At 64.7% G+C, this 21,465-nt stretch carries 18 protein-coding genes and 1 pseudogene; 10 read left to right on the top strand and 9 right to left on the bottom strand.

Translation table 11 applies throughout. The features are described 5' to 3' along the window. Positions 1 to 197: 197 nt before the first annotated feature. The 5 genes and pseudogenes from AC1DGP_RS11070 to AC1DGP_RS11090 all read right to left on the bottom strand — a co-directional run bounded on the left by AC1DGP_RS11070 (position 198) and on the right by AC1DGP_RS11090 (position 5,163). A pseudogene (locus tag AC1DGP_RS11070) lies at positions 198 to 1,132 on the bottom strand (HlyD family secretion protein). Continuing rightward, the gene (locus tag AC1DGP_RS11075) at positions 1,129 to 1,389 is read right to left on the bottom strand and encodes a DUF3302 domain-containing protein (RefSeq protein WP_441488294.1); all 261 of its coding nucleotides are present in this window, start codon (positions 1,387 to 1,389) and stop codon (positions 1,129 to 1,131) included. Before AC1DGP_RS11075 ends, AC1DGP_RS11070 begins: the two are co-directional and overlap by 4 nt. A 435-nt stretch (positions 1,390 to 1,824) precedes the next feature. Further along, positions 1,825 to 3,717: a heavy metal translocating P-type ATPase gene (locus AC1DGP_RS11080; protein WP_441488295.1), complete on the bottom strand. Its 1,893-nt coding sequence runs from the start codon at positions 3,715 to 3,717 to the stop codon at positions 1,825 to 1,827. Between the two features lie 77 nt (positions 3,718 to 3,794). After that, entirely contained in the window at positions 3,795 to 4,637 is an 843-nt protein-coding gene (locus AC1DGP_RS11085) for a universal stress protein (RefSeq protein WP_441507697.1), read from the bottom strand. A 124-nt stretch (positions 4,638 to 4,761) separates the two neighbouring features. After that, positions 4,762 to 5,163 (bottom strand): hypothetical protein, encoded by a 402-nt coding sequence (locus AC1DGP_RS11090; protein ID WP_441488297.1) that lies wholly within the window; start codon positions 5,161 to 5,163, stop codon positions 4,762 to 4,764. A gap of 138 nt (positions 5,164 to 5,301) precedes the next feature. Between AC1DGP_RS11090 and AC1DGP_RS11095 the strand changes: the two genes are divergently transcribed. The 3 genes from AC1DGP_RS11095 (at position 5,302) to AC1DGP_RS11105 (ending at position 9,640) form a co-directional block, all read left to right on the top strand. Further along, on the top strand, positions 5,302 to 6,144 hold the full coding sequence (locus AC1DGP_RS11095; protein WP_441507699.1) for a universal stress protein: 843 nt from the start codon (positions 5,302 to 5,304) through the stop codon (positions 6,142 to 6,144). Positions 6,145 to 6,233: 89 nt separating this feature from the next. Continuing rightward, positions 6,234 to 8,924, top strand: a complete 2,691-nt coding sequence (locus AC1DGP_RS11100; protein ID WP_476832114.1) for a bifunctional acetate--CoA ligase family protein/GNAT family N-acetyltransferase — start codon at positions 6,234 to 6,236, stop codon at positions 8,922 to 8,924. A 317-nt stretch (positions 8,925 to 9,241) separates the two neighbouring features. Further along, positions 9,242 to 9,640, top strand: coding sequence for a DUF983 domain-containing protein (locus AC1DGP_RS11105; RefSeq protein WP_043238048.1), 399 nt, complete (start codon positions 9,242 to 9,244; stop codon positions 9,638 to 9,640). 53 nt (positions 9,641 to 9,693) lie between these two features. Here the strand turns inward: AC1DGP_RS11105 and AC1DGP_RS11110 are convergent, their stop codons facing one another. Then, positions 9,694 to 11,076 carry an aminotransferase-like domain-containing protein gene (locus AC1DGP_RS11110; protein WP_476832115.1) on the bottom strand — a complete coding sequence of 461 codons (1,383 nt, stop codon included), beginning with the start codon at positions 11,074 to 11,076 and terminating at the stop codon, positions 9,694 to 9,696. A 321-nt stretch (positions 11,077 to 11,397) separates the two neighbouring features. On the opposite strand from AC1DGP_RS11110, the gene AC1DGP_RS11115 reads away from it, so the two are divergent. After that, on the top strand, positions 11,398 to 12,072 hold the full coding sequence (locus AC1DGP_RS11115; protein ID WP_441488301.1) for a response regulator: 675 nt from the start codon (positions 11,398 to 11,400) through the stop codon (positions 12,070 to 12,072). Between the two features lie 16 nt (positions 12,073 to 12,088). Here the strand turns inward: AC1DGP_RS11115 and AC1DGP_RS11120 are convergent, their stop codons facing one another. The 3 genes from AC1DGP_RS11120 to AC1DGP_RS11130 all read right to left on the bottom strand — a co-directional run bounded on the left by AC1DGP_RS11120 (position 12,089) and on the right by AC1DGP_RS11130 (position 14,907). Continuing rightward, complete coding sequence (locus tag AC1DGP_RS11120) at positions 12,089 to 13,588, bottom strand: sensor histidine kinase (RefSeq protein WP_441507702.1); 1,500 nt, start codon at positions 13,586 to 13,588, stop codon at positions 12,089 to 12,091. A 73-nt stretch (positions 13,589 to 13,661) separates the two neighbouring features. Beyond that, positions 13,662 to 13,985, bottom strand: coding sequence for a hypothetical protein (locus tag AC1DGP_RS11125; RefSeq protein WP_476776038.1), 324 nt, complete (start codon positions 13,983 to 13,985; stop codon positions 13,662 to 13,664). Between the two features lie 49 nt (positions 13,986 to 14,034). Continuing rightward, complete coding sequence (locus tag AC1DGP_RS11130) at positions 14,035 to 14,907, bottom strand: MurR/RpiR family transcriptional regulator (protein ID WP_441507704.1); 873 nt, start codon at positions 14,905 to 14,907, stop codon at positions 14,035 to 14,037. A 95-nt stretch (positions 14,908 to 15,002) separates the two neighbouring features. Between AC1DGP_RS11130 and AC1DGP_RS11135 the strand changes: the two genes are divergently transcribed. The 6 genes from AC1DGP_RS11135 to AC1DGP_RS11160 are packed head-to-tail and all read left to right on the top strand — an operon-like array spanning position 15,003 to position 21,393. Next, positions 15,003 to 16,616, top strand: coding sequence for an ABC transporter substrate-binding protein (locus AC1DGP_RS11135; RefSeq protein WP_476776037.1), 1,614 nt, complete (start codon positions 15,003 to 15,005; stop codon positions 16,614 to 16,616). A gap of 41 nt (positions 16,617 to 16,657) precedes the next feature. After that, positions 16,658 to 17,635, top strand: coding sequence for an ABC transporter permease (locus tag AC1DGP_RS11140; protein ID WP_476768507.1), 978 nt, complete (start codon positions 16,658 to 16,660; stop codon positions 17,633 to 17,635). After that, entirely contained in the window at positions 17,632 to 18,540 is a 909-nt protein-coding gene (locus AC1DGP_RS11145; RefSeq protein ID WP_069879499.1) for an ABC transporter permease, read from the top strand. Before AC1DGP_RS11140 ends, AC1DGP_RS11145 begins: the two co-directional genes overlap by 4 nt. Next, a complete protein-coding gene (locus AC1DGP_RS11150) occupies positions 18,537 to 19,517 on the top strand; it encodes an ABC transporter ATP-binding protein (RefSeq protein WP_476832116.1) in 981 nt (326 codons plus the stop codon). The genes AC1DGP_RS11145 and AC1DGP_RS11150 overlap by 4 nt, the downstream gene beginning before the upstream one ends. Next, on the top strand, positions 19,514 to 20,521 hold the full coding sequence (locus tag AC1DGP_RS11155; RefSeq protein ID WP_441488306.1) for an ABC transporter ATP-binding protein: 1,008 nt from the start codon (positions 19,514 to 19,516) through the stop codon (positions 20,519 to 20,521). The genes AC1DGP_RS11150 and AC1DGP_RS11155 overlap by 4 nt, the downstream gene beginning before the upstream one ends. Then, positions 20,518 to 21,393 carry an alpha/beta hydrolase family protein gene (locus tag AC1DGP_RS11160; RefSeq protein WP_476832117.1) on the top strand — a complete coding sequence of 292 codons (876 nt, stop codon included), beginning with the start codon at positions 20,518 to 20,520 and terminating at the stop codon, positions 21,391 to 21,393. The genes AC1DGP_RS11155 and AC1DGP_RS11160 overlap by 4 nt, the downstream gene beginning before the upstream one ends. Positions 21,394 to 21,465: the final 72 nt, after the last annotated feature.

Raw genomic sequence — 21,465 nt, forward strand, 5'->3', positions numbered from 1 at the left:
GTGTCGCTGCATCAAAGCCGGCGGCAGCAGCCGGCGTCAACGCGCCGCCGCGAGATCATGTGGACGGCGAACGCCCGACCGATCAGCCGAGCCGGGCGATCCGATCGGGCCAACTCGTTGCTCGTGATCCCGAGACGCTCCGGCTCGGGGAGCTGGCGGCCGTTGCGCGCCGAGCTCCGCGGGCCGGATCGTTCGCATCAGAAGGGGTTGATGTAGTTGGTGATCGCGATCTGCCGCAGCAGCACCTTGCGAATGACATGTGCGGCCGTGACGCGATCGGTGAAGATGGCGGCATCGCCGGCAGCACCCGCCGGGAGCTTGTCGGCAAAGGCCTGGTCGTCGAGTTTCACGCGCACGGCAAAGGGGGCTGCCTGGATGGATTTCGGCGCGCCCCGGATGTCTGCACCTGACCGGTCGAGATCGCCTGCAGCACGCTCTCGACCTTGCCGGTAAAGACCTGCCCCGGGGCGAACTTGAACGTCAGTTCGACCGGCTGGCCGGCCGCAATGTAGCGGGCATCGATCTGCTGGATCTCGACGCCGATGACCGTCTCCGCGGTGTCGACGAAGGCCATGACCGGCGCAAGCGGCAGGTTGGCGACGCGTGCGCCCTTCCGCAGCGCGACATTGGTGACGTAACCGGCGGCCGGAGCTCGAACCACCGTCTTCTCGAGGTTCCACCTGGCGCCCTCGAGTTGCGCCTTGAGCTGGTCGACCTCGGCCTGGCGTTGCTCGACATCGAAGCTGCGGCCGGACCCCGTGCTCTGCAGCTGGGTCATCTGAGCCAGGCGCTGCTGCTGCAATTGGAACTGCGCTTCAAGCGCCTTGACCTGGGCCTCGTAGGGCACGGGGTCGATCTTGAACAGCACAGCGCCCGCCTTCAACGGCGTGTTCGGCTCGACAGGGACGTCGATCACCTCGCCGGCGACATCAGGGACGATGGCGACGGATTGCCGGATGGCCAGCGCCGCGCCTTGCGGCGCGCCCCAGTTCATCGGGATGAACAGGCCGATCAGCAAGAGGAGCAGGACAAGGACCGGCGAGACCTTCCAGAACAGGTTGAACGGCACGATCCGGAGTTTTACCAGCACGAACAGCAGGGCGAGATAGACATTGAGCAGGACGACGATCATCGGGCGAGCTCCTGCGGGCGCGCGGGCGCGTCAACACGCGCGGGCACGTCGACATAGGCCCAGATCAGGACGGCAGGCCACAGCACGAATCCCAGGAACAGCGTCACCCAGCCGCCGACGGCCACTGCCTGGGCCCAGGGATGATTGCGTCGCTTGGCGATCATGCCCGGAAGCATGGCCATGAAGACGATGACGAAAACCGTGCTGCACACCAGAACGACCAGGACAATCCAGGCGAATATATCAAGCGGGCTCATGGGCCTCCGTCCACTCTCGACCTGCACCGGCGGCCGGTAGGCCATGACATCGAACGCGCAGGATACTGACAACCCGCGGAAAGTCGCGCTCGAATGTTTGTTTGCCGGTCCTGGAACGGAGCCGGCTAAAGGTTTGCCTGCCGGGTGAGTTCGGGGCGGGGGCGGGCGGCCGTCACGAGGGACCAGACTAAAGCACGACCAGCCTGTCGCGGATTGCGTAGCGCACCAGGGCAGCATTGCTGTCACGTCTTGGACGAAGGGGGCTGCGGGGGGCGGATTGGGTTTTGAATTCCGAGGGGCAGCGTCAGAAGACCTGGCATTCATGACCAGATGGCAGCTGGCGCGGGAGCGCGACGGCCAGCGTGGAAGCTGGAGCGGAGGCGCGCGCAAATACCTCACCGGCCAGGAAACCGCTCAACGGATGTGCATTTCGCGTCAGCGCAGGGCCCGGAGCGCGTTCAGGATGACCACGATGTCGATCGCTTCCTGGAACAGGGCTCCCTGCACCGGGGGAAGATAGCCGAGGGCAGCGACAAGCATTCCGACGAGGGACAGCCCGAGGCCGACGAAGACGCTCTGCAGAGCGATGCCGCGCGTGCGCCGGGCGACCACGAGTGCCTTCGCCAGCGGTTGCAGTTCGTCGACCAGCAAGACGACGCCCGCTGCTTGCGACGACGCGGCGGCGCCGCGCGCGCCCATCGCGACCCCAACATCCGCGGCGGCAAGTGCGGGCGCGTCGTTGACGCCGTCCCCCACCATCATCACCGCCCGGCTCTCGGCTTCGCGGCGCACGACGGCGACCTTGCCCTCCGGCGTCAGGTCTCCCAAAACCTGATCGACGCCGAGATCCTCGCCCACTGTCCGGGCAATCTGGTCAAGATCTCCGGAAGCCAGCACGATCCGCTCGATTCCGGCGGTGCGGAGCGATTGAAGCGTCGAACGCGCATCGTCGCGCAGTTGATCGCGAAGCAGAATGACGCCGGCGAGCAGCCCGTCCGCGGCCACCGCCACGGTCAGAGCGTCCGGGGGGGCGTCCGCAACCAGCGCGTCCGGATCACCGCCGCGGCTGCGGCTGCGCACATAGGAACCGCCGCCCAGTGCGATGCGCCTGGTGCCGACCTGTCCCTCGATGCCCTTTCCCGGCGTTTCGGAGATATCCGAGGGGGGCAGAAGGGGCAGTCCGGCATCGGACGCGGCCCGAATCAGTGAAATGGCCACGACATGGGCGGAGGCCTGATCGAGGCTCGCGGCGAGGGTTAGTACCTCCGTCGCGGCAAAGCCGTTGCAGGTGCGGATCTCGGTAATCGTCGGGCGCCCCTGGGTGAGCGTACCGGTTTTGTCGAGAATGGCTGTTCGCACTCGCGCCAGGGCTTCGAGCACGCTGCCATCCTTGACCAGTGCGCCGCCCCGCGCGGTCTTCGAGATGCCTGAAATGATCGCGACCGGCACGGCGAGGATCAAGGGACAGGGCGTCGCCACGACGAGGACTGCCAGGGCGCGGATCGGGTCGCTGCTCAGCAGCCAGGCGGCCCCCGCGATCGCGAGGGTCAGCACGAGAAAACCGATGGCGTAACGGTCCGCCAGGCGAGCCATCGGCGCCTTGCTCGCCTGCGCCTGTTCCACCAGCTTGACGATCCCGGCATAGGTGCTCTCGGACGCCGGCCGGCTCGCGATCAGATCGAACGGGGCTCCGAGCAGCGTTGCTCCGCTGAGCACCTCGGCGCCGCGGCTCAGGCTCTTCGGCACGGATTCTCCGGTCAAAGCCGAAAGGTCGAGCACGGCGGTGCCGCTTGCGACATGGCCGTCGACCGGCAGCACCTCCCCGGTGCGCATCAGCAGGCGGTCGCCCTGGCGGATCGCGGCAATCGGCACTTCCTCGAGTGTCTCGCTGCGATAACGCATGGCATTGAAGGCGACCCGGCCGAGGAGGGCCGACATCTCCCGGCGCGCACGCCCCTGGGCAAAATTCTCGAGCAACTGGCCGCCGGCATACATCAGCGCGACGACATTGCCGGCCAGGCTTTCGCCGAAGGCCAGCGCCGCCGACATCGACAGGGCAGCGACGATATCGAGACCGACATCGCCGCGCCGCAGCGACCTGACGATCTGTATGATGAGCGCCAGCAGCACCGGGATGGTCGCAACAGTCCAGGCGCGACTGGCTGAGTTCGCCATGCCGCTCCACCAGAACCAGCCGCCGGCAATGAGCCCGGCCAAAGCAATGCCGACCAGAATCAGGTCAAGATGCTGGCGATAGAGCCGGGAGGTCCGCGCCGCCCAGCTTTCACTGTCGGGCTGTGTCAGGGCCTCCGCCTGAGACTGGGGCACCCCGAAACCTCCTATGCGAGCCGGATGGGAGCAGGGATGTCATGCGGACGGTGGACGCCTGCGAAGCCGGCAAAGCCTCAATGTGACATCAAGCAGCAGACCGGTGAAGCTTGCAGCAGATCGCGCGTCATGCCGCCAAACATCCATTCCCGCATGCGGTTGTGGCCATAGGCGCCGGAAACGATGAGATCGGCGCCGTGCTCGGTCGCAAAGTCGATCAACTCGTTGACTGCATGCTTGGCACTGTCGGTCTGCAGGACTGCCTTTGCCGCCACACCGTGCAAGGTGAGATAGTCGCGCACGTCTTCGGCGCCCTGATCTTCGGCATCCGGGCCGATCGACAGGACCGTCACGGATTCCGCCTGCATCAGAAGCGGCAGGGCATCCCGCACGGCACGCCGCGCTTCCCGCGTATCCTTCCAGGCGACCAGGATATGCTTGCCGGAGAGATAGCTGACGTCGGGCGGTACGACGAGGAGCGGCCGGCCAAGCGACATGACCAGATCGCCCGGAGAGAGGCTCATCCCTCCCTGGACGGGATCGTGAGGGGCTTGGCGCGCCAGCACCACGAGATCTGCTGCGCGGGCCTGGTCGAGAACGAAGTTTCGCGGTGTCTCGATGGCGCTGCGCCAGACGAGGTGCTTCATGTCGCCGGCGGCCTTGCGGAATATCGCTTCGGCGCGGGCAAGCTCTGCTGAGACTGCGCGCTTGCTCTCCTCAATCAGGAGCGCGTCGACGCTCGCCAGGCCGTCGCCGACATAGGGGAGAACGAAGTCCTCTGCGGCGATGCCGATCAGCCGGCTGCCGAAACGATCCGCCAGGGACGCGGCCAGCTTGACCCGATCGGCGGCCCCGCTGCCGAGGTTCAGCGGCACCATGATGCTGGCGTAACCCGCCTGCGCTTTCACCGTTGCTGTCATCACATGTCCCCCAAATCTCGACGCATCCGTGGCATCTATGATCGAGCCCAGTGTGCAGGGACACATTGATATGGAGCAAGGCGCCCCCCTGCACACCGGCACCGCGCAGATGCCGTAGATGCCTTCAGGCGATGACTGGTTTGACCGGGGCCCTCGGTTTCACGGCAATGATCTGGAAGGGCTGCAGGTGGCCGTCACCGTCGCGGATAGAGACATAGTCGCCGACGACGAAGCGGTGCCGGTCGAGCCGGTAGCCGGCCTCGTCGTCATCGCTGCCGGAATCGTCATAGTCGATGAACCAGGTCGCGCCGCCGGCGCCTCCGGCCCGGCGCAGGAGCCAGCCGTGACGATCCGGCTCCCCCACCGAGAAGCGCCTGACGCGGCAGAGATCGCGCTGGTCCTGCCAGGCGGCCGCATCGATATGTCCGTCAGGGTCGAGCGGCGCGGTGATCTCGTAGCCATGTCGTGGGCTTCCCTCGGGATAGCCGCTCGTCCGGGCGAGATGAAGGGTGATGACATAAAGCATGATGGTCGTCCGTCCTTTCTGCCGCTTGGATATGCAGGCCACGATCAATCGCGCATATTTCGGGCGCGTCCGGTTTGATCTGGCGCAAGGACGTTTTGGCCGGACTGGCGGAGGTTCTTTCGCGTACTGGAGGACGACATGATCGAAGGCATCAAGAGCATATTGGTGGCGGTGACGGAGGAGGGGCAGACCGAGGAGAACCTTGCTGTCGGCTACGGGCTTTCGTTGGCGCGGCAGACGAATGCGCATCTTACGGTTCAGGCGGCGGCAAGCCGGTTTTCCGTGCCCTATTCGATGATCGATGATTTCAGCGGTGCGATCGTTGCGTCGGAGAATCGGCGCATCGCCGGTCTCGCGCAGAAGCTTGCCTCCGACGCCCGGTTCGCGGCCAATCTTGCCGGCGTGGTCAGCACGGTGGAGAGCCCTCAACTGATCTACAGCAGCCTGCTGCAGCGCTTTCTCGACCATGCCCGCGTCAACGACCTCTCAATCCTGGATGCGGAGCCGGCGACGCTCGCCATCGACCGCGGCCTGATCGAGACGGCGCTGTTCGAGAGCGGCCGGCCGGTCCTGGTGGTTCCGCCTGGCCATCCCGGCTTCTCCGGAGAGACCATCGTCATCGCCTGGGACGGCGGGGCGAGCGCGGCGCGTGCGGTTGCCGATGCCTTGCCGTTTCTGCGAGCCGCCAAGGCTGTCGAGATCGTCTCGGTCACCGGCGAGAAGGACCTGTCCAACGCGGTGCCCGGCGTCGAGCTGGCACCTCATCTCGCGCGTCATGGCGTCGATGTCACGGTCAAGACGGTGGCGCTCGGCAAGGGGCGCGACGTCGCGACCGCACTCCAGGACGAGGCGGCCGAGTTCGGTGCCGGCTTCATCGTGTTGGGTGGCTATCGCCATTCCCGCCTGCGCGAATGGCTGCTCGGCGGGGTGACGCAATCCCTGCTCAAGAACAGCAAGGTGCCGCTCTTCATGTGCCATTGATCGTTGCGGGGAAAATGGCTCAACTCTGCAAACGCGCGGTTGAGCCACTCCCGGCTTGAGACCGGGCGCGTTCAGCCCGGTTTCCGCTCATGAGCATTCGGAATTTCGACGCGCTCTTCAATCCTCGCGCGATCGCCCTGATCGGGGCCAGCAATCAGCCCGGTTCGGTCGGGGCGACGCTTGCCGCCAATCTCTATGGCGCGGGGTTCAAGGGGCCGATCATGGCGGTCAACCCGCATGAAACGGCGATCCGCGCGGCGTTGAGCTATCGCTCCGTCACAGAACTCCCTGTCACGCCCGACCTTGCCGTCCTGGCGACGCCGGCAGCGGCGGTTCCCGAGCTGATATCGGAGCTCGGACAACGTGGTTGCCGCGCCGCAATCGTGATCAGCAACGGCTTTGGCGACAGTGCGGCCACGGATGGGCTGCGGCAACGGATGCTCGATGCGGCCAAGACGCATCTGATGCGCATCGTCGGGCCGAACTGCCTCGGCCTGATTTCCTCCGCCCGCGCGATCAATGCGAGCTTTGCGCATCTGACGCCGCGGCCAGGCCATATCGCCATCGTCAGCCAGTCCGGCGGCATCATGTCGGCGCTGCTCGACTGGGCTGACCGGCGCAATATCGGCCTTTCGCACGCGATTGCGCTCGGCGACACCAGCGATGTCGACGCGGGCGACATGCTCGATTACCTCGGCACGGATCCGACGGCGCGCTCAGTGCTGCTCTATGTCGAGAACATCTCCCATGCCCGCAAGTTCATGTCGGCAGCCCGGGCGCTGGCGCGCATGAAGCCTGTCATCGTGGTGAAGGCCGGGCGCAGTGCCGCCGGAGCGCGGGCGGCGCTGTCGCATACCGGCGCACTTGCGGGCGCGGACGCAGTCTATGACGCTGCCTTTCGGCGCGCCGGCCTGTTGCGGGTGGCCGAACTCGATGAGCTCTTCGCCGCGGCCGAGATCCTGGCAAAAGGTGTCCGCGTCACTGGCGACCGGCTGACCATTCTGACCAATGGCGGCGGCGCCGGCATCCTCGCCGTCGATGCCGTAGGAGAGCGGGGAAACCGCGTCGCGACCCTCAGCCCGGCGGTGATCGCCAAGCTAGAAAGCGTGCTGCCTGAAGGCTGGTCGCGCGGGAACCCGGTCGATGTCCTGGGTGACGCAACGGGAGATCGTTACGCGGCTGCGCTGGAAGCGCTGCTGGAAGAGCGCGAGAGCGATGCCGTCCTGGTCATCAACTGTCCGTCCGCGGTCGCCGACGGCGCGGAGACGGCACGTGCCGTGTCCCGGGTTGTCGCACGGCAGAAGCATGTTCCCGTCATGACGAGCTGGCTCGGCGGCACGCTCGCGCAGGCCGCCAGGGCGCATCTGCGTGACGGCGGACTTCCGAATTTTGCAACACCGGAAGAGGCGGTCCGGGCCTTCAGTCATCTCGCCGCCTTCCGGCGAAACCAGGAGCTTCTGCTGGAAACCCCGACAGCTGGCGTCGCGATTGCGCCCAGGCAGGTCGAGGCGGCGCGCAAACTCATCCGGGCAGCCCTGCGCGAGAAACGCACGTCGCTGACGGAACCGGAATCCAAGCAACTGCTTGGGCTGTTCGGGATACCCACCGTCGAGACGAAGCTGGCGGCGACCCCGGAGGAGGCCGGAGCATGTTTCGAGGGGATCGCGGTTCCGGTGGCGCTGAAGATTCTCTCGCATGACATCATCCACAAATCCGATGTCGGCGGCGTCGTCCTGGGCCTGAAGAGCAGGGCGGAGGTCGAGGCTGCGGCGCGCGAGATGCTGGAGCGCGTGGGCCGGTTTCGACCCGCGGCGCGGATCGATGGCTTTGCGATCCAGCCCATGATCTCCCGACCGAAGGCACACGAACTGATCCTCGGCATTGCTCAGGATGAAACCTTCGGTCCCGTGATCCTGTTCGGACGCGGCGGCACCGCGACGGAGGTGATCGGGGACCGCGCCATCGGGTTGCCGCCGCTGAATTCGGTCCTGGCGCGCGACATGATCTCGCGCACGCGGGTTGCGCGGTTGCTGGCGGGGTTTCGCGACGTTCCCGCCGTGCCGCTCGAACCCGTCGTCGATATTCTCGTTCGCCTGTCGGAGCTGGTCGTGCAGCTGCCCGAGATCATCGAGCTCGACATCAATCCGCTTCTCGCCAACTACGAAGGCTGCATTGCGCTCGATGCCCGGATCGTCATCGCCGGCAAGAAAGGGCGCCGTCTTGGACTGGCGATCAGCCCCTATCCGCACCAGCTCGAGCGCGAGATCGCGCTTGGCGACGGCACGCAGCTCCATCTGCGCCCGATCCGGCCCGAGGACGAGAGCGCTCTCGCCGAGATGGTCGCGTTGTGTACGCCGGACGATCTGCGGATGCGCTTCCTGGGACCGGTGAAGATCTTTCCGCATGCAACGGCGGCCCGGCTGTCGCAGATCGACTATGACAGGGAAATGGCCCTGGTCGCGGGGGAGCCCGGTGCGCCCTATGGGGTGGGGCCGATCTTCGGCGTCGTCAGGATCTCGGGCGACCCGGAGCGCAAGACGGCGGAATATGCGATCCTCGTTCGCTCCGACATGAAGGGGCGGGGCCTCGGCTATCGCCTCATGACCGAAATCATCACGCATGCGCGGGAGCAGGGCTACCAGCGGCTCTTCGGCGAAGTGTTGGCGCATAATGTTCCGATGCTGCAGATGGCGAGCGATCTGGGCTTCCGCGTCACGCATGCCGATGGCGATACGGTTCATGTCGAGCTGAAGCTCGATGCGCCGGAGCCGAAGTCGTGAACCTGCATTCCGCTTCGACCGCCAAGCCGGCTGGGGCATCGCGGCGCGGCTGACCGTTCGGCGCTCGCTTCTCACCCGTCTCGTCGCGCAGGGACGCTGTGGTGTCAGTCCCGATCTCGCGCCGTACCCGCGACTTCAACGCCCCTAGACTTGCTCCATCGCGCGGCAGAAGCCTGTTGCCGGCGCGATGTGTCTGTCGTGAGGATTGGCCCGTCGCTTTTCATCTGTGTATGCGTACAATCTTGACATTGTACGTCTGTGTCGCCATTTAGTGGGCGACGTTGGCCGCTCAGAGCTGGCTTCAAGGAGTTGTTCCCGTGTCCGACCAAGAATGGCCACCCCTCTCGCCTGCCCAGACCGGCCTGCGCGGACGGTGTCCGCGTTGCGGACAGGGGCACCTGTTCGAGGGCTTTCTGAAGCTGCGGCCGAAATGCGAGGTCTGTGGTCTCGACTATTCCTTTGCTGACCCTGCCGACGGGCCGGCCTTCTTCGTGATGATGTTTGTCTGCATTCCGGCCGTGGTGTTCCCGCTCTGGCTCGAAATGGCATATGAGCCGCCGGCCTGGGTTCATCTCGTCACCACCTTGCCGTTGATCCTGCTGACCTGCATCCCGCCGCTGCAGCCGTTGAAGGGCTGGCTCGTCGCAGCACAGTTCTTCCACAAGGCTGAGGAAGGTCGGCTGGCGCGCCCCAAGGGTGAGAAGACGCCGGCCTGACCCGGAGGAACGGAGCGCGTTGAGGAGGCCGTGCCTGCGCGCTCCTGGTCTCGTCAGACGATCCCCTGATGCTGCGAGCGCTCATTGCCCATGATTGCGGCCAGCGCCTTCAGGGCATGGGCGAGGCGGCCGCGTTCCGGCACGCCGCCCAGAGAAATCCTGACCGCGTCCGGGGCCTCGCCTTCGACGCTGAATGCATCCGATGGCGTGACCCCGAGGCCTTCCTGACGGACTGCCTCGACCAGGCGGTAACGATCCCAATGCGCTGGCAGCGGCTGCCAGATATGCAGGCCGTTCGGATGATGCCGGGCCGAAGCCGGCAGGATGGAGCGGGCCAGTTCCTGGCGGGCCGCAGCCTCGCGGCGCACCCCGTCGAGCAGGTCGCCAGCGGCGCCGATCCGGATCCAATGGGTTGCAAGCGCCGTCATCAGCGGGGGTGGCATGAGTGCAATGCTTCGCAGGATCGCGACGAGCGCGTCACGGTTCTCGTCCGGTGGCAGGACGACGAAGGCGGTACGCAGCCCCGGGGTCAGGACCTTCGACAGGGTCGCGACATGATAGGTCCGCTCCGGAGCGAGGGCGACCAGCGGTGGCGGAGCATCGCCGGCGAGCAGGCTGTAAGGGTCGTCTTCGATGATCCTCAGGTGTTTTGCCCGCGCGATCCGCACGATCTCATCGCGTCGTGCAGGCTGCATCGTCGCCGTGGTCGGATTCTGGATCGTCGGCGTCACGCAGAGCAGTTTTGCGCCGGATTCATCAATGGCCCGCTCCAGGGCGCCCGGCAGAAGACCCTCTTCGTCCGTCGCGACGGGGACAGGCCGTAGCCCCGCCAGCCTCACCGCTGCAAGCAGGCCGGGATAGGCGAGGGCCTCGACCAGGATGGCCTCGCCCGGTTTTGCGAGCAGGCTGGCCAGTGCCACGAGCGCCGGCTGCGCGCCGGGGGCGACGAGCAATCTGGCGGGTTCGATCCGTCCGAGAACGGGCTCAAGCCAGGCACAGCCGGCCGCCCGGTCCGCCAGCGAACCCGCTCCGACATGATAGGTCATCAGCAAATCGGCACTGGATCGCGACAGGACCTCTGTGAGACCGCGCTGCATCAATTCAGCAAGGCGTATGCCTTTCGGGGGCGGGGGAATGTTCATGCTCAGGTCGATGAGCGGACCCGATTGTTCCTTCCGCGTCGAGATGAAGGAGCCGCGCCCGGTTACCGCATCGAGCAGATTGCGATGTCTTGCCTCTGCATAGGCGCGAGTAACCGTCGTCAGATCGACGTCAACAAGTTTGGCGAGTTGCCGCTGAGGTGGGAGTCTGTCGCCAGGTCGCAGGGTGCCGTTCGCGACGGCCTCGGCAATCAGTTCGACGATCTGGAGGTAACGCGGGCCTGCAGATGGATCGAGCTGGCGGATCCACTGCATTGTCTCGTCGCTCCGCGCCATGCCGGCTCTCCGGATTCCATGCATTGTATGATAATGTCTGCATACGATACACGAGACGATCGCGGCAAGCCAATGGGAATGCCGAGGCGCGGGGTTGATCCATTTGACTGAACGATCAACGCAATCCCGGTGCGATCTGTGACCTATGTCACATTAATCACCAGGTATTCGTGCAAGATCTAGCCATACGGCGGTTCCTGGGCGAGCGTTTGGCGCGAAGACAACATAAGTTAACCCTTCGTTCACCAAGTCATTTACACGAGGCTGTAAATGAGCCAGCATGCTCTCAGCGTCGCGGCATAGAATTGGGGGAGGTCAGCGATGGATGGCATATCGATTGCGGTTGTAGACGACCACCCGCTTCTGACCGAAGGGATCGTTGCACTGCTGCAACGCAAAGGTGGATTCTCGCTCGTTGCGACCGGTTCCGCTGCTGATCACATCACCACGATCACGGAAACTCACCAGCCTGACGCGATGATTGTCGATCTGAACATGGCGGGCGATGCCTTCCAGGCGATTTCGGACGCATCCAAGGCTGCGCCTCACATGAAAATGGTGGTGTTCACCGCATCGACCAGTACCGACCATGCCATTCAGGCGCTCGACGCCGGCGCCAGCGGGTACGTCCTCAAGGGCAGTCCCGCCGATGATCTTTTCGACGCGATTGAGGCGGCGCGGCGAGGCGAGATCTATATCACGCCTGCTTTCGCCACCAAGGTGATTGGTGCGCTGCAAAGCAAAGCGCTGGAGAAGAGGGCGGCGCAAAGCACCAGGCTGAGTGTGCGGGAGGACCAGATCGTGAGGCTTCTCCTGTGCGGGAAGCAGAATCGAGAGATCGCCCGGGCCCTCTCGCTGAGCGAGAAGACGATCAAGGGCTATATGACCAATCTCATGCACAAGCTGAATGCCAGGAATCGTCTCGAGGTTGTGATCGCGGCGCAAAGGCTCGTTCCTCCGGCATCTGATACGCGTGATCCGGCGAGGCCTCGATAGGGGCGGGATCGCGCCGTCAGGATCGCATGGGCAGCGTGGCGCGCACTTCGGTTCCACCGGTAGGCAGCCGACTCACTGTGAGTTGGCCTCGCAATGCCTTGATGCGGCTGTCCATGCCCCGCACCCCGAGGCCGCCACCACCGAGTGTCGTGTCACGGTGCTGGACGGGCAAGGTGCTGCCACTGTCCGACACGCAGATCTCGAGCCTATCGTCGCCAATGCGGGCTTCGACCTTCTGCCCCCGCCCCCCGGCGTGTTTATAGGCGTTGGTCAACGCCTCCTGCACGACCCGGTAAGAACAGAAGCGGATGGCGACGGGAACCTGCGCGGGCAGTTCGGCGATGTTGCGAAGCACATGTGTGCCTGTCTGCTGCTCATGGCGGGTAATGGCCAGATGGATGGTCTCAGCGAGAGAGAGATTCTCCGCCTCGGGCAGTGCCAGCCCTGACGACAGGTTGCGCAGATCCGAGAGGACCTGCTGGATCAGGGGTTCGAGCTCGCCGTGAGCATGGGCTGCGGGCGCCACGGTCCCGCTCGCCCGATCTGCTGCAGAGGGCAGCTTCAGCATCATCAGGCTGAGGAGTTGGATGGGCCCGTCGTGGATGTCGGCGCCAATGCTGGCAAGATAGGTCTCGTTGAGAACGGTGGCGTTGAGCCTGGCCCGGTCCGCTGCCCGCCTGAGCGCATTGTTCCGCTTCGCCAGGGCTTCAGCCCGCGCCAGGTTCTGCTCGAGAAGAGCCTGCTGGCTACTGATGATTCGGCTCGCGCGTTTGACGATGACATGTAGCAGGATGACGATGACGATGGCGACATTCGCGATGAGGAACCATGTCGCGTATCGGACGCTGGAGATCTCTCGGTTCATGAACTGGCTGAACTCGTAGAATTCTCCGATCGCGATGATGTCCCTGGTCTTCTCCCTGTAGATCGGCGCATAGATCTCGATCAGCTTTGGCTTTAACTTCAGTGCCCTGAGCTCATCGCCGTCATCGTCGAGATCAGTGTCGACGACGACGTTGCCGGCCATGATCCGCTTGATGTCGCCTGCCGGCAGCTTCCCGTGAGACTCGACCTTGCTCGTGCTGAAGATCAGGTTCCCGTTGAGGTCCCATAACTTGATGATCGCGACGTGGCGGCCGAGGCTGGTATTAACCAGCAGGTCCTCGATCTTCTCACGGCTTTCCTCCGGTAATGTGTTCGAGGCATCCAGCCCCTGCACATGGGGTGCCAGAAATCCCTCGAGATAGAGCGCTCCCGTTTCCGCCATGCCTTGAATCCAGCCGGAGCGAATTCGGCTCTCGACCCAATAGCCGAGCGCGGCCATGGAGAGGCCGACGGCCAAGGCGGCGGTAAGGAGGAACTGGCGTTCGAGGGAGAGGGCGTTCCAGCGTCGCAGGATTGCGTGGCGGACTGCGGTGGGCCAGCGCCACTTCTTTCCGTCCCCAACCGTCGTGTCAGGTCCTCCGCCCTGCGCCTGGGAAGCGCCTGCGTACTTGTCATTCACCCGGTCGTTCATCCACAATCCATCGTGGCATCGATCCAGTGCGCGATCGTCTCGGTGCTAGGCCGTGTCTTCCGCGTATTCCAGATTAGAAGAATAGCAATTTGTGCACTCTCGCGCCAAGACCAATGTTCTGACGATAGACGAGAATTCGATATGCAATTTCAGATTTTTGAATCAGATAGTTTTCAAAATAGCGCAGAAATCCTGCGCCATGAACGACCTCTTCGGGTTCGACTCTTGCCTTGGTTACCTGTCGATAAGTCGGCGGATACGCCGTGACGTAACCCGATAGAGCGGGGGCACTGTCATCGCGCTGCTGTGCAAGAGCCTGAATCGCTTTCGCTTCAGTTGAATTCGTCTTGCGATGCTCCTTCAGTTGCGCGAAGCGCCATGATCGGCGCCGGTACACGGGTTTGTTGCTACACCCCGTCTGTTGACGGGGGCATGGCAAGCTCACCTCAGTGGTGAAATGTCCAGAGCAGGCTTTCGCTCAAGCCCTTCAGTGCTTCGACTGCGTCAGGTCGCTCGCGGGCGATCGCCGTAATCAGGGCGTCCGCCAGCGCGAAGATGGCAGTCGGCGAATTCGGCAGAAGCCGATTCCGGGCCGGGGCGAAGAGCGTGATGTCGGCGATGTTGGCGAGTGGGGAGGTGGGGCCGTCCGTCAGCGCAAGCAAAGTCGACCCCCGCTTCTTCGCGAAGGAGGCGAGGTCGAGCGTGGTGCGCGAATAGCGCGGCACCGAGATCGCGACGACGAGGTCGTCGGGCCTGGCCGAGAGCATGTGGCGAATGGCTCGTTCAGGGCCAGCGCGTGAGGACGCGAAGGTCACGTCGGCGTCGAGATAGAGCGCGAGCCCGTCTTCAAGGAAAGATGCGACATGATGGCTCGCCCCCGACGCGGCGATGAAGACGCGGCGCGCCTTGAGCAGCGCCTCGATCGCCCGTGTCGTGGTCGCCTCGTCGAGGGCGTCCCGCGCGGCCTGCAGATTGGCCGACTGGTCGGAAAGGGCGTCAACAAAGGTGGCGAAGGTCGAGCCCGCGGCCGAGCGTGCGCCTGCAAAACTGTCGACCGGATCGAGCGCGAATTTCAGGGCCGAGGAGAGGGCTGCACGGAATTCGGCATAGTTTCCATAGCCAAGAGCGCGGACGAAGCGCGTGACGGTCGCGTTGGAGGTCCCGCTGCCTTCAGCCAGTCCTTCGATCGTCATGGTGACGACGTCGAGTGGGTGCTGCAGCACGAAATCGGCTGCACGCCGATGCCCGTTGCTCAAGGACGGGTAGACCCGGGCGATCCGGTTCGAGAGATCGGTCGTCGGCTTCAAGCCTTGGGACATGCGTCTCCACCCGATTGACGTTCGAATATTTTCATGTTTGCTACCCAACGAAAATGAAGCTGTCAAAATGGTTCACATTGGGAGCGGAGATGACCATGCGTAAATCCTTAATGGTTGCGGCTTTGGCCGGAACCTGCCTTGCCGCCGCGCCGGCCTGGGCCCAGACCCTGCGCATCGCGCTGGCTTCGGAACCGACAGCTGTCGATCCGCATTACCATGATCTCACGCCGAACAATGCGCTGGCCCAGCACATCTTCGACTCGCTCGTGCGTCAGGACGAGAAGCAGAAGCTCCATCCCAGCCTCGCCAATTCCTGGGAGAATGACGGCAAGAACCGCTGGACCTTCAAACTGCGCCAGGGCGTCACCTTCTCGAACGGCAAGCCCTTCACTGCGGAAGACGTGGTCTTCACGTTCTGCCGCACGCTGAAGAACGAGACCAAGGTCTCCGATTCCTTCGCCGATATCACCGGGAACTTCGCCTCGGTCGAGGCGCCCGACGCCCACACGCTGATCATCAACACGATCAACCCCGAACCGCTGATGCCGAACCTGCTTTCGAGCCTCAGCATTCTCTCGGCTTCGATCGTCGAGCATGGCCCCATCAGCTATGACGTTCCCAAGAACTGCGGCGTGACCGGCGCCTGGCCGGCCGTGAGCGGTTTCAATGACGGCAGCCTCGCCATCGGCACGGGCCCCTACAAGCTGAAGTCCTATGTTCGCGGTTCGTCGATCGAGCTCGAGCGCAACCCGAGCTACTGGGGCAAGGCGGAGCCTTGGGCGACCGTGCGCCTGCTGCCGGTGACCAATGCCGGTCCGCGCCTGGCCGGGCTGCTTGCCGGTGACTACGACGTCATCGAGAATCCCGCGGCGCGCGACCTTGGCCGCATCAAGGGTGACAAGCGCTTTGGCCATGTCGTCACGCCCTCGACCCGCGTGATGTATTTCCAGCTCGACGTGGCCCGCGACCAGAGCCCCTTCGTCAAGTCCGAAGACGGCAAGAACCCGCTCAAGGACCCCCGCGTCCGGAAGGCGATGTCGCTCGCCATCGATCGTGACGCGATCGTCAAGCGGATCATGGACGGTGCGGCAGAGCCGGCCTACCAGTTCCTGCCGACCGGTATGTTCGGCACGCTGCCGAACCCGCCGAAGCTGGCCTATGACCCGGCTGCCGCCAAGAAGCTGATGGCCGAGGCAGGCTATGCCAAGGGCTTCCAGCTGACGCTGTCCTCGACCAATGACCGCTATATCAATGACAGCCAGATCACCCAGGCTGTCGCGCAGTACCTGACCCAGATCGGCATCAAGACCGAGGTCGATGCGATGACGCGCGCGATCTATTTCCCGCGCCGCGCCAAGAAGGAATTCAGCGTTGCGCTCGGCGGCTGGGGTTCCGGCACCGGTGAGGCTGCGTCCTTCCTGCGTCAGTGGCCGCCGACCCCGAACGACGAGAAGACCCTCGGCGGCTCGAACTATGGCGGCTACAAGAACGACGCGTTCGACAAGGTGATCCGCACTGCCGTGACGACGCTCGACGATGCCAAGCGGGCCGAATTGCTGCAGGAAGCCGGCAAGCTGGTGCTCGCAGACGGTGCGTTCATCCCGCTGCACTTCGAAAGCGGCATCTGGGCGTTCAAGTCCGACCTGAGCGTCACCGGCCGCGCCGACCAGTTCATGCTGGCGATGTCGGTGAAGCCGGTCGCCAAGTAAGTCCAGTCATCCAGTAAGCGTAGCAGAGTCGATCAAACGCAATGACCGCCTATGTTTTGCAGCGGCTGATCCAGAGCGTCATCGTTCTGCTCGCGGTCTCGGTCGTGGTTTTCTTCGCCGTCTATGGCATCGGAGACCCGATCGAGCTCCTGGTCTCGCCACAGGTCAGTGCCGCCGAGCGCGCGGCCCTGATCAAGCGGCTCGGCCTCGACCTGCCAGTCTGGCAGCAATATTTCACCTTCATGGGCAATGCCCTGAAGGGCGATCTCGGGCGCTCCTTCGTGCATGGCGTGCCCGCGATCGAACTGATCCTCGCCCGTCTGCCCGCGACCTTCGAACTGGTGCTGCTGGCGATGATGCTGGCCGTCACGGTCGGTGTGCCACTCGGGCTGTTCGCGGGACTCGATCCTGACAGCCGGCCGTCACGGATCATCATGGCGAGTACCGTGCTCGGCTATTCCCTTCCGAATTTCTGGAAGGGGATGATGCTGATCCTGCTCTTTGCGGTCGTGCTTGGCTGGCTGCCGACGGCCGGCCGCGGCGAGACCGTCTCCGTGCTTGGCGTACAGACCAGCCTGCTCACGCTGGACGGGCTGCAGCATCTGATCCTGCCGGCGCTCAACCTCGCCATCCCTAATACGGCACTGATGATCCGCCTCGTCGCGGCCGGCACGACCGAGACGATGACGCAGGACTATGTGAAATATGCCCGTGCCAAGGGCGTGCGCCGCAAGCGGATCGTCGGTCGGCACGTGCTGCGCAACATCCTGATCCCGGTCGTGACGGTGGTCGGCATCGAGTTCGGCAGCCTCGTCGCCTTCTCCACCATCACTGAGACGGTCTTCGCCTGGCCCGGCATGGGCAAGCTCCTGATCGATTCGATCTACCAGCTCGATCGGCCGGTGGTCGTCGCCTATGTGCTGCTGGCGACGCTGCTCTTCGTCACGGTGAACTTCCTCGTCGATATTCTCTATGCCGCGCTCGATCCGCGCGTGAAGCTGACCGGAGACATGGCATGAGCGCGCCGGCGAAAGCTCCAGTCGTGCCGGCCTATGCCGATACGCCCCTGCGCGAGAAGGTGTTGCGCCGGATCCGGAACCGGCCGACGACGCGCGGCGCCGCGATCCTGCTCGGTATCCTTGTCCTGCTCGCCGTACTTGCTCCCGTCATCGCGCCGCAGAACCCGCACGACCTCGCCTCGTTGAGCGTGATGGACAACCGGCTGGCTCCGGGAGACAGCGGCATGACCGGCATCACCTACTGGCTTGGTAGCGATGCCCAGGGTCGCGACATGCTGAGCGCGATCCTCTACGGGCTTCGGACCAGCCTGATGGTTGGTCTCACGGCGACCGCGGGCGCGCTCGTCATCGGGATTACCGCCGGCCTGCTCGCAGCTCAGTTCGGCGGCGCGGTCGATGCCGTGATCATGCGCGTCGTCGACTTCATGCTCGGCTTTCCCTCGATCCTGATCGCGCTCGTGCTGCTCGCCTCGATCGGCCGTGGCGTCGACAAGGTGATCTTTGCGATCGTGCTGGTGCAATGGGCGCAATATGCACGATTGATGCGTGCCGCCGCCCTGGTCGAGCGTCGCAAGGAATATATCGAGGCGGCGCTGAATTTCGGTCTGCCGACCCGACATATCATGCTGGCCCATCTCCTGCCGAACTCGGTCGGCTCGGTGCTCGTGGTGGCCTCGATCAGCATTGCGAGCGCAATTACGCTGGAGGCGACCCTGTCCTTCCTCGGCGTCGGCGTGCCCGTGACGCAGCCTTCGCTCGGACTGCTGATCGCCAACGGCTTCGAATTCCTCCTCTCCGGCGAATACTGGATCGCGGTATTCCCCGGCATCGCGCTGGTGCTGCTCATCATGTCGCTCAATCTTGTCGGCGACCGCCTGCGCCGCAGCTTCAACGTGCGCTCATGAGTGCTCCGCTTCTCGAGGTCCGGGGACTCAGGACCGTCTTCCACGCGCTCGATGGCGCCTGGCCGGCCGTCGATGACGTCGATCTCAGCGTCGCGCGCGGCGAGGTGCTCGGGCTGGTCGGAGAATCCGGTTCCGGCAAGTCGGTGACCGGTTTCTCGCTGGTCCAGCTCATCGATCCGCCGGGCGAGATCGTTGCGGGCGAGATCACCTTCGCCGGAGAGAACCTTCGCGAGGCGTCCGAAGAGCGGCTGCGCAAGCTGCGCGGCGATCGCATCGCCATGATCTTCCAGGATCCGCTGATGACGCTGAACCCGGTGCTCAGCATCGGCGAGCAGATGAGCGAGGCGATCCTGGAGCATCGCCAGTGCAGCCGCGCGGAAGCGCTGAGCGAGGCGGCCAAGGCACTGGCACGTGTCGGCATCTCCTCGCCGGAGGCACGCCTCAAGCAGTTCCCGCATGAGTTCTCGGGCGGCATGCGCCAGCGTGTCGCGATCGCGACCGCGCTGCTGAATGCACCCGACCTGATCATCGCCGACGAGCCGACCACCGCGCTCGACGTCACGATCCAGAGCCAGATCCTGTTCGAGGTCCAGAAGCTCAGCCGTGAAACCGGTACGGCGGTGCTGTGGATCACCCATGATCTCGCGGTCGTCGCCGAGCTCGCGGACCGGGTCGCCGTGATGTATGCCGGCCGGGTCGTCGAGATCGGTCCGGTCGACTCCGTGCTCGACCAGCCGCGGCATCCCTATACGCTTGGTCTGCTGAATTCCTCGGCCGCGATGGTCGAGCCGGGTGAGCGCTTGAACCAGATCGACGGCGTCGCGCCGCGGATCGATGGGCGCCCGAGCGGCTGCCCATTCCGCCCCCGCTGCAACCGGGTCCAGCCGATCTGCGCGGAGCAGGATCCGACGCCGACCGGGACCGCCGAACGCAGCTTCCGTTGCCATAACCCGGTTCCGCAGGGAGAGGCAGCATGAGTGCGCCCGTCTTCGAACTGAAGGGTGTGACCAAGCACTTCCGCCGCAGCCCCACCCTGGCGGAACGCATCCTGATGGCGACCGGTCGCGGCAAGGCGCCGCCGGCGCTGCGAGCCGTCGACGGCGTGGATCTCAGCGTCAAGCGCGGTGAAGTCCTCGGGCTCGTCGGTGAGTCCGGCTGCGGCAAGTCGACCCTGGCGCGTGTCGCCACCGGCATCCTCAAGCCGAGCACGGGCGAGGTCATCTACGAACAGAAGCCGGTGGCCGGGCTCAAGGGCAAGGACCGGCTCGAGTTCCTGCTCAAGGTCCAGATGATCTTCCAGGACCCCTACGCCTCGCTCGATCCACGCATGAAGGTCAGCCGGATCGTCGGCGAGGCGCTGAGCGTCCATAAGCTGCTGCCGAAGGCTGAGATCGAGGCCGCTGTCGATCAGGCGCTAACCGAGGTTGGGCTCGATCTCGCCTATCGGGAGCGTTATCCGCACCAGTTCTCGGGCGGCCAGCGCCAGCGTATCGGCATTGCCCGCGCGCTCGCGGTGAAGCCTGATTTCCTGGTCTGCGACGAACCGGTGTCGGCGCTCGACGTGTCCATCCAGGCCCAGGTCATCAACCTGTTCATGGATGTGCGGGAGCGGCACGGGCTGACTTATCTCTTCGTCAGCCATGATCTTGGGCTGGTGCGCCATATCAGCGACCGGGTCGCGATCATGTATCTCGGCCGGATCGTCGAGATCGGATCTGCCACTGCCATCTTCGCCGAGCCGGCGCATCCCTATAGCGCGGCCCTGATCAAGGCGATCCCGTCGGCGGCCGGGCGCAAGCGTGATTTCCAGCCATTGAAGGGCGAGTTGCCGTCGCCACTCGCACCGCCGCCAGGCTGCCCGTTCCACCCGCGCTGCGAGCTCGCGATGCCCGTTTGCCGTGAGGTCCGGCCAAAGCTGACCGAGATCGCGCCCGGCCGCAGCGCCGCCTGCCATTTGCACAAGGCCCCGGAGACCGCATGACCACCGCTTCGCTTACGCCCGCCATCGGCCGCAGCACTCTGCCTTTCGTCGATCGCTTTCATCCCGACAGGCCGCTCGAGGTCAATATCTATCGTCCCGCCGGCCACAAGCCGAACGACCCGGTAGTGGTCGTGCAGCACGGCATGCTGCGCAATGGCGACGAGTACCGCGATTTCTGGATCGATGCTGCGGAGAAGCACGGCCTCCTGATCGTCGCCCCGACCTTCTCCAACGAGCATTATCCGCAGGCCGAAGGCTATAATAACGGGCTCGTTCTCGGGGCCGGCGGCGCGATCGCTGCACGCGACACCTGGCTCTATTCCGTGCCGCAGCGTGTGCTCGAGGCGCTGCGTGCCGGTGGCGTCATCGACCGTCCGGTGATCCGCATCTTCGGCCATTCGGCCGGCGGTCAGTTCGTCCATCGGATGCTGGCGACGCAAGGCTCGGAACCCTTCGAGGCGGCGATGGCCTCCAATCCGGGCTGGTACACATTGCCTTGCCTTGACAGGAGTTTCCCGGAAGGCCTCGGTGAGCTCGGGCTGGATCAAGCGGCGCTGGCGCGTTGGCTTGCCTATCCGATGATCATTTTCGCCGGTGACCAGGACATCGCCACCGCCGATCCGAACCTGCCATCGCAGGCCGAGGCGCTGGCTCAGGGGCCGCATCGCTACGGCCGGGCCCACTTCATGCTCGACTTCGCCAAGCGCGAGGCGGCCCGGCTCGGGCTGTCCTGCAACTGGCAGCTGATCACGGTGAACGGAATCGGCCATGACGGCGCGGCGATGTCGCGTGCCGCAGCGGCCTACTGGTTCGAGGGCGGCCGTATTCCCTCAGCCGAGGAACTGGGCCAGCAGGCCGCTCCGGTCCTCTGAGGTCATCGTTCGTCGCGGCGTGCTGCCGCGGCGACTTGAAACCGAAAGCTGTCCCCAGCCGCCAGTGGCGGC

Source organism: Allobosea sp. 05T433, from assembly GCF_056396065.1.